Annotated in this window: 9 protein-coding genes; 3 read left to right on the top strand and 6 right to left on the bottom strand. The window is 38.3% G+C overall.

What is annotated here, in order from left to right; translation table 11 throughout:
• The coding region (locus IQ229_RS03625) for a hypothetical protein (RefSeq protein WP_228013082.1) at nucleotides 1-1,156 on the top strand (1,156 nt) is incomplete at its 5' end.
• Between the two features lie 42 nt (nucleotides 1,157-1,198).
• Here the strand turns inward: IQ229_RS03625 and IQ229_RS03620 are convergent.
• The 3 genes from IQ229_RS03620 to bcp form a co-directional block, all read right to left on the bottom strand.
• Nucleotides 1,199-2,356 (bottom strand): cysteine desulfurase family protein, encoded by a 1,158-nt coding sequence (locus IQ229_RS03620; protein ID WP_194041361.1) that lies wholly within the window; start codon nucleotides 2,354-2,356, stop codon nucleotides 1,199-1,201.
• A gap of 8 nt (nucleotides 2,357-2,364) precedes the next feature.
• Nucleotides 2,365-2,991: a type I restriction endonuclease gene (locus IQ229_RS03615; RefSeq protein ID WP_194041359.1), complete on the bottom strand. Its 627-nt coding sequence runs from the start codon at nucleotides 2,989-2,991 to the stop codon at nucleotides 2,365-2,367.
• 110 nt (nucleotides 2,992-3,101) lie between these two features.
• Nucleotides 3,102-3,581 carry a thioredoxin-dependent thiol peroxidase gene (gene bcp / locus IQ229_RS03610; RefSeq protein WP_194041357.1) on the bottom strand — a complete coding sequence of 160 codons (480 nt, stop codon included), beginning with the start codon at nucleotides 3,579-3,581 and terminating at the stop codon, nucleotides 3,102-3,104.
• Nucleotides 3,582-3,689: 108 nt separating this feature from the next.
• Between bcp and IQ229_RS03605 the strand changes: the two genes are divergently transcribed.
• Entirely contained in the window at nucleotides 3,690-4,544 is an 855-nt protein-coding gene (locus IQ229_RS03605; RefSeq protein WP_194041355.1) for an FAD-binding domain-containing protein, read from the top strand.
• A gap of 412 nt (nucleotides 4,545-4,956) precedes the next feature.
• Here the strand turns inward: IQ229_RS03605 and IQ229_RS03600 are convergent, their stop codons facing one another.
• Genes IQ229_RS03600 through IQ229_RS03590 form a run of 3 tightly spaced genes read right to left on the bottom strand, consistent with a single transcriptional unit; the run spans nucleotide 4,957 to nucleotide 8,303 of the window.
• Complete coding sequence (locus IQ229_RS03600) at nucleotides 4,957-6,033, bottom strand: hypothetical protein (RefSeq protein WP_194041353.1); 1,077 nt, start codon at nucleotides 6,031-6,033, stop codon at nucleotides 4,957-4,959.
• Between the two features lie 8 nt (nucleotides 6,034-6,041).
• Nucleotides 6,042-7,124, bottom strand: a complete 1,083-nt coding sequence (locus IQ229_RS03595) for a hypothetical protein (protein ID WP_194041351.1) — start codon at nucleotides 7,122-7,124, stop codon at nucleotides 6,042-6,044.
• A 30-nt stretch (nucleotides 7,125-7,154) separates the two neighbouring features.
• Nucleotides 7,155-8,303 (bottom strand): TRAFAC clade GTPase domain-containing protein, encoded by a 1,149-nt coding sequence (locus tag IQ229_RS03590; protein WP_194041349.1) that lies wholly within the window; start codon nucleotides 8,301-8,303, stop codon nucleotides 7,155-7,157.
• A gap of 336 nt (nucleotides 8,304-8,639) precedes the next feature.
• Here IQ229_RS03590 and IQ229_RS03585 point away from each other — a divergent pair, with 336 nt between their 5' ends.
• Nucleotides 8,640-9,068, top strand: a complete 429-nt coding sequence (locus IQ229_RS03585) for a universal stress protein (RefSeq protein ID WP_194041347.1) — start codon at nucleotides 8,640-8,642, stop codon at nucleotides 9,066-9,068.
• Nucleotides 9,069-9,221 lie beyond the last annotated feature (153 nt).

Raw genomic sequence — 9,221 nt, 5'->3', positions numbered from 1 at the left:
GGATAATTACAAAATTTCCTTTATTGAGTTAAGAGGTGTTGAAGTTGCAGAAGTGTGTCAAATATTTGAGCGGATTAATCAAGCTGGCAAACCCTTGGATATTTTTGATATTGTAGTTGCTAAGACTTTTCGTTCTGAAAATAAGACAAATAATATCTCTGGTTTCTATCTTCGTGAATTATTTGATCAATTTAAAAAAAGTATTTCTAGTAGTCAATATGCCAGTATTGATAATTGGACATTGCTCCAGATGCTAGCTGTAGTAGTAAAACTTGAATTTCCCGAAGCTGGGATACAAAATATTACTGATATGTATCTTAATAAGCTAAAAACAGAACATATTGAAGCTGTATGGTCTAATTTTAAAATAGCCGTTGCTAAAACTTTTGATTTCTTTGATAATATTTTGCATATTAAAGGTGGAAGATTAATCCCTTACCGATATTTATACCTGACTATTACAGCATACTTTTATCGGAATGATAAACCAGATTATAGTTTTTTAAATAAGTATTTTTGGTATTATAGTTTTCATAATGCAGATTTATTAACAAACACTACTCATCTCTGGGAACATATATACTTTGTTAATCAACAAAAGGCTAATAGTACTTACTCATTCAATAAATTTGATATTGATAAGAATTCGGTAAGAAAATCTTTCTACAGTTATAGAGGTCGTTTATCCAGAGCAATACTATCACTTTATGCGAACCACAAGCCGCAAGATTGGGCAAAACCTCATAGAGATATTTTGTCTGATGTTTATTATTTGCTAACAGATAAGCCTAACTTACACCATATATTTCCAGTTAACTTTATTAAGCAAAGTGGCATTGCTAGTCAAATAGAATGTGACAGCTTGATGAATATTGCCTATTTGTCTCAAATCACTAATTTGAAAATTAGCGATAAAAATCCATTAGATTATCTCAAAGAATATGACGAGCCTGATTTAGAAACAGTGCTACGCTCTCATCTTATACCGACGATTATTCTTGAATGGTCAAGAGCCGATGCACTTCCTGAACACGCCCTAACCATTTTTATTGAAGAAAGGGTAAACCTCTTATTAGAGGCTTTGAGGCTGAAGTTAGAAGGGATTGAATTTAATGTTTTTGATATGGGCGATCGCACAGATAATATCTCTTCTTAAAGATACAATTGCCCAAAAAAGAGGCTCTGCCGGCTTTTATGCTTACCGTTTATTTTGTAAACTTTGAATGGTAGCGATCGCATGTTTCGCCACAATATCAATTTCCTCTTCTGTATTAAACCTGCCAATGCCAAACCTTATCGAGGCATAAGCTAGCTGTTGGGGGTGTCCCAAGGCTGTGAGAACATGGGAAGGAGCAGTATTTGCTGACGAGCAAGCTGAACCAGAAGAAACTGCCATTACTGGCTGCAATCCTAGCAAAAGTGCGGCTCCATCCACTCCCTCAACACTAATACTCAAGTTTCCCGCCAATCGCTGTTGAGGATGTCCGTTGAGATGAATTCCTTCAACTTGCGATAGTTGTTCCCATAATCTTTGTCTTAATTGGGTGAGGCGTTGGGTTTCTGTCGCTTGTGCAGCTAAAGCGATTTCTACAGCTTTGCCAAAGCCGACGATTTGCGGTGTATACAATGTACCAGAACGCATTCCCCGCTCATGTCCGCCGCCGTGCTGCTGGGGAGCCAGTTTTACTCTAGGATCTCGTCTGCGGACGTACAGCGCTCCAATGCCTTTAGGGCCATATACTTTATGTGCTGTTAAAGACATCAAGTCAATTTTCATCGCTTGCACATCTAAGGGAATTTTACCAATAGCTTGGGCGGCATCGGTGTGAAATAGGATTTGGTGATCGTGGCACATTTCCCCAATTTCTGCCAAAGGCTGTAACACGCCAATTTCGTTATTTGCAGCCATTACCGACACTAAAATCGTCTCAGGACGGAAAGCTTTTTTTAACTCAGTTAAATCAATTAATCCATCTTTTTGGACAGGGAGAATAGTAATTTCAAAACCGAGACTTTTTAAATAATTACAAGGGTCAATTACTGCACTATGTTCAGTGGCAACAGTAATAATATGCTGACCTTTTTTAAAATAAGCTTCAGCAACACCTTTAATAGCTAGATTATTTGCTTCTGTTGCACCACTGGTAAAAACAATTTCTTCTAGTGTGGCATTGATTGCTGCTGCTAAAATTTCTCGCGTTTGTTTGACAGCAGCTTCTGCTTCCCAACCATAAACATGACCGATACTTGCTGGGTTGCCAAATTTTTCTGTGAAGTAGGGGAGCATTGCTGCTAATACCTGTTCATCTACAGCTGTAGTAGCGTGGCAATCAAGGTATATAGGACGAATAGACATAATTATTATTAACTCAAACTTTGACTCAAATTTTTTAATACACTTAGAACTTGATACAGTTCACTTTCTCGTTTCAAAAGTGTAAATTGGTCAGACATAGCATATTTTGGCTGATTCTCTTTGGTAAGTTTCAGGAAAATAAAATCACTACCATTTGTTACTAATCCAAAAGTAGGTTTGTCTTGACTAGGATTAGCAAGCATATAAACAAGTGCTTGAGGTATGGCTTCTAAAAGAGAAAAGCTAGACCTTTTAGATTCAATTACTAACAACCAGAATTTTTCTTGAATAACTAAAATATCAATTCTACCTCTAATGATTTCTCCTTCATCTTCAGCAGAAATTTCTATTGATTCCTCGCCTCTCATATAAAAAGGCTCATCAAAAAATCCAGCTAAATTGAGTAAAGGAGATAAAACTACTAATTTAACCGTTTCTTCTGACAGAGGAGGACGCTTGACTAAACGGAGAAAATGAAGTTTTATTTTATCTAAATCTTGTTTTTCTAAATCTGTAATTCCCGGTAAATTTTCAACCCATTCTGTGAAGAATGCCTCATCTTCGGTTAGCTGTAGGCTAAATCTTTCTTCCAAGTAGGCAAGCCCGACATTTTGTGCTTGGATAAATTGAACCATGTTTATTTGAAATTGCAAAAAGTCTAATTATTTACTTTAATCATCACGCTGGCAGTTTCTAGAGCAATATTACGTAGCATTGTTGTAAACTATACCTGCATTCAGTTGCGTTAGGTGGCTGCTAATTCCCGTAATTTAGTTAAAACTGCTTGAGCGTGACCTTTGGTTTTCACATTAGGCCAAGTATAGACAATAATTTTATCAGGTGAAATTAGAAAGGTTGAGCGAACAACACCCATATATTCTTTGCCCATAAATTTTTTTAAACGCCAAGCACCGTAGGTTTCTGTCAAAATATGTTCTGGGTCACTTAAAAGGGTGATTGACAAGTTATGTTTGCTGATAAATTTACAATGGGATTTACCTGAATCTGGACTTACGCCTAAGATTTTTGCTCCCAGTTCGCTGAAGTCTTGATACAACTCGCTGAAATCTTTCGCTTCGGTGGTACAACCGGGTGTGTCATCTTTGGGGTAGAAGTAGAGGACAACCCACTGACTGCTGAAGTCGTCGAGAGTGACTGCATTACCATTTTGGTCAGGGGTGGAAAAATCTGGCGCTGGTTGTCCAACTTGGGGAATGTTGCTCATGATGATGCGTGAGAGATTGCGTAAGCGTAGCTCGTCGTGGATATCGCTTTAGAATTGTACATATATTGAGCGATCGCCTACGCACGTAACCATTCATATTTGCTGACAATGCCTAAAGATATGCAACGCCAATTTACCAACCGCGATGAGTTGGTAGCCTACCTAAGCGAACAATTCCCAGGTGCAGCAGAACGCGATAACGACATCAGCGAAACTGTGGGGGGACGCAAAGCGGCACAAACAGTGCTGGAAAAAATCGACCCCCTTCGCTACGCCCAAACACGTAATTTCTTCACAGGTGCTATCACGCGTCTTTCGCCTTACATCCGCTATGGTGTTTTGAGTTTGCGAGAAATTCGAGATTACATCCTCAACCAGGTACAGCAACAAGAGGATGCTACAAAACTAATTAACGAGTTAGGTTGGCGCGACTATTGGCAACGCTTGTATATGAAGTTGGGGGATGAAATCTGGAAAGACCAGGAAGAGTACAAAACTGGTTATACTGTGGACGAATATGCACCCGAATTGCCGCAAGATATCAGAGAAGGAACTACAGGCAGAGTTTGCATTGACAGTTTCAGTCGTGATTTGAGAGAAACTGGTTATCTACATAACCACGCACGAATGTGGCTAGCTGCTTATATTGTCCATTGGCGGCGTATTCGTTGGCAAGCAGGAGCCAAGTGGTTTCTTGAACACCTGTTAGATGGAGATCCTGCTAGTAATAATATGTCATGGCAGTGGGTTGCTAGCACTTTTAGTCAGAAACCGTATTTTTTCAATCGTGAGAACTTAGAACGCTACACAAAAGGCGTTTATTGCCAAAAATGTCCCCTTTACGGTCATTGTGATTTTGAAGGTAGTTATGAAGAATTAGAACAGCGACTTTTTCCGAAAGGGGAATTTAGTAAACAAGCCAATAGCCAAAGTTGGCAGCGTGGAAAGAAAGGTAAAAAATGACAATACCTTTGCCAAAATAAGAGCCTACAAAAATTTTGGCAAAACTGGCAAAATGACCGATACATGAGCGTTGAGCTGACAAGGGAGCTTGGACTTTCAAACCCTTTATACTGCGGGCAATACATAAAAAAACCTTGCGCTCAACCTAAAAGGAATTTTTAGGACTTATTGTTTTTGCCAAGCCTTAGAGAAAAGGGAGTTAATACATTAACTCACCCTCGTAAATTGGCGAAGGTATTGTTGGTGGATGCCAATTTCCTGGTCGCCTACGTAAATAGAGTGGCTGGTGGCTACACATTTGTTATGCTGAATTTACCTTAACTCAGGCTACACTTCTCCTTGAGACTTTGTTAAATATTGCTCAAAGCTTGCTTATCGCTATAAGCATTGCTTGGCAAATTTGAGTAAATAATTACATTTTTAAAGCATTACAGAACGATGCTTTTTGCGAAATTGGTTCAATTATTGTTGCCTGAAGTTTGCCGCTAGTAACCGTTTTATTTTGAAGTAGGGCGATCGCTAAGTCAATCGGGTGATTCTTGATGTTTAATTTTGATGAGGTCTTTCCATCTGGAACTATTGTAAGACTCCCGGCTTTTAGTGTTCTTTCTTTTTGTTTGTCTACTTCAGTTTTAATCTGATTGGCAAGAGATTTTTCTACCTCCAAAGAACCGTTTAGCAATATCCAAGCTGCTTCGTTTTCTTTTTTTAATTTTTTAAGCCCCTCAATTCCAGGTAATACCTTTGGTGATGAGAGAGTTTGATTTGGCAGATGAAATTCAATTTGTACATCTCGAGTAACATACAGGCATATCTTTGACTGCGAGTCCGACCAAACTTTCCAAACTATACCAGTCAATAATAGTGCTGTAATTGCAATCAAAACAAGTCTAAATAAACTTGTTTTGTTTCTCATAGGTTTACCGTGAGGATATTTATAGTTTTTAAGTTCTTTTTTTTTTGGTAATTGATACTCTGCTAATTGAGGTCTTAATGTAATCACCAATGGCTCTATCACTCTAAACCTGTTGTCTGACTCAGATGTAACTTTTACCAAATTAATCACATAGGAAATACTGAGCTTATCCTCATACCAAAACTCACGATACTTCTCTTGTAGTTCTCTATGTGCTCGATCGAGATGACTTTCTCCAATTTTATACTGCATTTCGGACAAATTTTTTTGAAAAACGAGTCCCTCCACCCAATAAATTTCTCTCCCAACTGCATCTTTTAATACTTCATTTCCCTCCTCTCCTATGTCGTTGTTTCTGGCTTTAACCGAACGAAAAACAACAGTAAAGTTGCCAATTTCAGAGCCATTTACCTCACGAATACTTATTCGCCCACTTTCAGTAAAATCTTCTTCTGTAACTTTAGTGAGCAAACTGCGAATTTTAGCTTCAGAAATGAAATCAGGTGCGACTACAGTTTTGTAGTCGATTGACTGATTTCGGCTAACGAGAAAAGTCCAAGCTTGAATTGTCATAATACTTATTACCTAGATTTAAAAGAGGGGATTTTAGCAAGATCGGAGTCAGGAAAGTCAGCATTGAATTGTTTCTTAATTTCTTCACATTTACTCAGAATTTGTTCAAATGCCTGCTCACTCGATGAAATTTCATCTAATCTTTGCTTCTTGTTCCTCAATAGACGAAACCCAAAATAAACAATAGCAATAACCAGCATTAACCCATTGCTAGGTTGAATGAAAGCAATACAAATTGCAATGACAATCCAATCCCATACTGTGAGTTTGAAAGGCTTTTGTTTCGATCTGCCTGGATTTGGTAGCTTATCCGTCAAAGCAAAAGCTAGAGGACACTCTACATTCATTGGATGTGGATTGACTGAAACTTTCTTCATCTGTCCATCAGGTTGTAGGACAGCAAAACCCTTACCTAAAGAACTGACAGGAATCAAACGTACCGGACAACTTACTTTCCTCCTATTGTCAACTACGTTATAAAATTCAGAAACATTATTCAGCAAGCGTTTTTTTACATCTGCTAGAGAGTAGCTACCTTCAAGTAAGTCCCACTTGCTAATGATGAAATGAACGGGAATATATTTATTGCATTTATCGACCATTTGCATGAGGGCCGATAGGTCTTCGTTTAGCCATCTGAAAACAACCTTATTAGTTAAGTCGCGATCCTGCATCAAAGAAAGTAGCTTTTGACCATCTAAGATTACTAAAACTGCATCCGCTTCTTTAACGTAGGTTTCCAAATTATTGTAACCGCCGTAATTTTCTTCATCTTCTGTTGATACGTCTGTGATTAGACCTCCCTTATAATCAACATAGGTGATTTTACAGGCTGGAATCTTAGATATTCCTGAGTTATTTACATAGGCAGTTAATGCCCATTCAGAAATATTTCTAGTGCCTGAAGGCCATTGTTCTCCTGTAGTCAAATCTGCAAATATCTTATTCAAAACCATTCTTTTAGAATTGTCTTGAACATCTAGAGAAAAGCCAAATTTTCCTTGTGTTGAAAATACCTTGAAAAGACTAGCCAAGAAAATTGTTTTACCAGAGCCAGATGCTCCGAGAGTAATAATACTGTAGTTATTCATTGCATCTTTAGGAGATTTATTGATATAGGTCTAAACTAATTTTGAATCTGGAAAACTATCTATTAAATCTTTCTCAAAATCATAAAAGACGTTCATTGCATGTATTAGAGCAGACTGTTCGTCTTTAACGAATTTGAGCGTAGTTTCTTTCTTTTTCCGAGAGCCTTTACTTATTTTTTCATTAATTCCTTTTATTCCCCCTTTCACCAAAGAAGTAACCATTGAAGTTGCTTTAGTAAACAATCTAGCCATTCTGATTTCAGCCGTATCGTCGATCTCTAGAAGTAGCCCCAATCCATCTAATCCAATCCCTAAAAAATCTAGGCTACCAATTAATGTACCAACCACAATATTGCCATCATCCATTTTCTTAATTTGTTGTTCGAGTTGTTTTTCTTGTGCTTGTTTTTCATTATGCAATTGTTGTAGTCTATCTGGCAAAACACAGGATATAGGCGCTTCAAGCAAAAAGGGAAATGGAATCTTACCTGGATTCTTTTTCATACTTCCATCTGGTTGCAGAGTAGCAAATTCCAACCCGATAGCACTAACTGGAATAATTCGGACAATAGAACCTGCTTCACCTCGACTTTTGATTAATTGTGCAAAAGCCGGAATAGTGAGAAGTTTTTCACGTATTTGAGATAGGGTAAACTTCTGATCCAGAACATCCCACTTAGTAATAACAAAGTGAACTGGAACTGTAAGCTGCTGCATCCGTTTGAGAATATTGGGTAAATCCGTACTTAAAAATATATTGGCTCGTAGTTGATCGCTACCATTCAGCCAAGCATATATTTTCTGACCATCTAGTAATCCTAAAACTGTATCAGCTTGCTGTACGACATTTTCCAAGTCCTCATCCTTCTCTATATCAGTTAGGCGACCTCCAGCGTAGTCAAAGTAAGTGAATTGACAAGCATTGAATTTATCAAAATCTTCTGTTTGAACTTGGCAAGTAAATGTCCATTCGGAAATGTTTTTTGTTCCAGGAGGCCAAGTATCTCCAGTCAGTATCTGTGTATAGGTGGAGTTTAGTAATTTTCGTTTGTCTGGATCTTCAACATCAAGCTTAAAATTAGAGTTTTTCTGAGTTGATAATGCCTTAAACATACTAGCTAGGAATACAGTTTTTCCTGCGCCTGATGCTCCTAATGTCACAATTTTGAAGTTTTTCATGGTGCAATTACTCCATTGGTTCTCTTGGAAATGCTACAGTCTAGTTGAGGTGAATTTCGGAATTAAATTAGCGATCGCATTAAGTTCATATCTATAGATATCTCCAGAATGAGGTATCAACCCTCACTGCACAAGTCTTTTATATTGTTTTTTGGAGATGTCTTATAGCGGTTCCCGCATGGGTGAGGTACAAAAAAATAGATCCTCGTAAGGGCGCACATCTGTGATACCCCTCTCTTTCACAGTCCAATCAATGTTGACCATGTTGTGAGAGACAATAACATCTACTACGTCAGCCCTACCTCCTCATACTCTTATTTTGGCTAAGGTATTGAAATGAATAAATCAATTGTTTGGGTACATGGAGATTGCCTCAGTCCATACAACCCTGTGCTGCAAAAATACCCCGATGCCCCAGCTATCTGGGTTTGGGATGAGGCTTTGATAGAGGAATGGCAACTGAGTCTCAAACGCATTGCTTTTATCTACGAATGCTTGTTAGAGTTACCCGTTGTTATCCGTCGTGGCGATGTGGCACAAGAAATTTTAGCTTTTGCTCAAGAACATGATGCCAATTTAGTTGTCACAGCCAATAGTCCTAGTCCCCGGTTTGATGATATATGTAATCAAATGAAGGGTTCTATAGCAGTGGAAGTGTTAGAGGTAGAACCATTTTTTGACTATGAGGGCTATATTGACTTGAAACGGTTCTCGCGCTATTGGAAAGTGGCGCAAAATTATGTTTATCAAAAGCCCTTACCCTAAATCCCTCTCCTAAGCTTGGGCTACGGTGTACACACATCTTGGTAATGAAGCCCAAACCCTGGATTTACCCCTCTTAATCCCCTCGATGCATTGGGGGGAAATATATGGTACACAAGTCGAATTACCCCCCTCAATCCCCCCGATGCATTGGGG

Origin of the sequence: Nostoc cf. edaphicum LEGE 07299 (assembly GCF_015207245.1) — a bacterium.
In the GTDB taxonomy this organism is placed as follows: Bacteria; Cyanobacteriota; Cyanobacteriia; order Cyanobacteriales; family Nostocaceae; genus Nostoc; species Nostoc edaphicum_B.
This window is presented reverse-complemented; position numbering and strand designations above follow the sequence as displayed.

Bases quoted from the DNA above. Each gene is read 5' to 3' on its own strand.
- IQ229_RS03615 (WP_194041359.1), bottom strand. From the start codon at position 2,991: ATGGTTCAATTTATCCAAGCACAAAATGTCGGGCTTGCCTACTTGGAA.
- bcp (WP_194041357.1), bottom strand. From the start codon at position 3,581: ATGAGCAACATTCCCCAAGTTGGACAACCAGCGCCAGATTTTTCCACC.
- IQ229_RS03590 (WP_194041349.1), bottom strand. From the start codon at position 8,303: ATGAAAAACTTCAAAATTGTGACATTAGGAGCATCAGGCGCAGGAAAA.
- IQ229_RS03600 (WP_194041353.1), bottom strand. From the start codon at position 6,033: ATGACAATTCAAGCTTGGACTTTTCTCGTTAGCCGAAATCAGTCAATC.
- IQ229_RS03605 (WP_194041355.1), top strand. From the start codon at position 3,690: ATGCCTAAAGATATGCAACGCCAATTTACCAACCGCGATGAGTTGGTA.
- IQ229_RS03620 (WP_194041361.1), bottom strand. From the start codon at position 2,356: ATGTCTATTCGTCCTATATACCTTGATTGCCACGCTACTACAGCTGTA.
- IQ229_RS03595 (WP_194041351.1), bottom strand. From the start codon at position 7,124: ATGAATAACTACAGTATTATTACTCTCGGAGCATCTGGCTCTGGTAAA.
- IQ229_RS03585 (WP_194041347.1), top strand. From the start codon at position 8,640: ATGAATAAATCAATTGTTTGGGTACATGGAGATTGCCTCAGTCCATAC.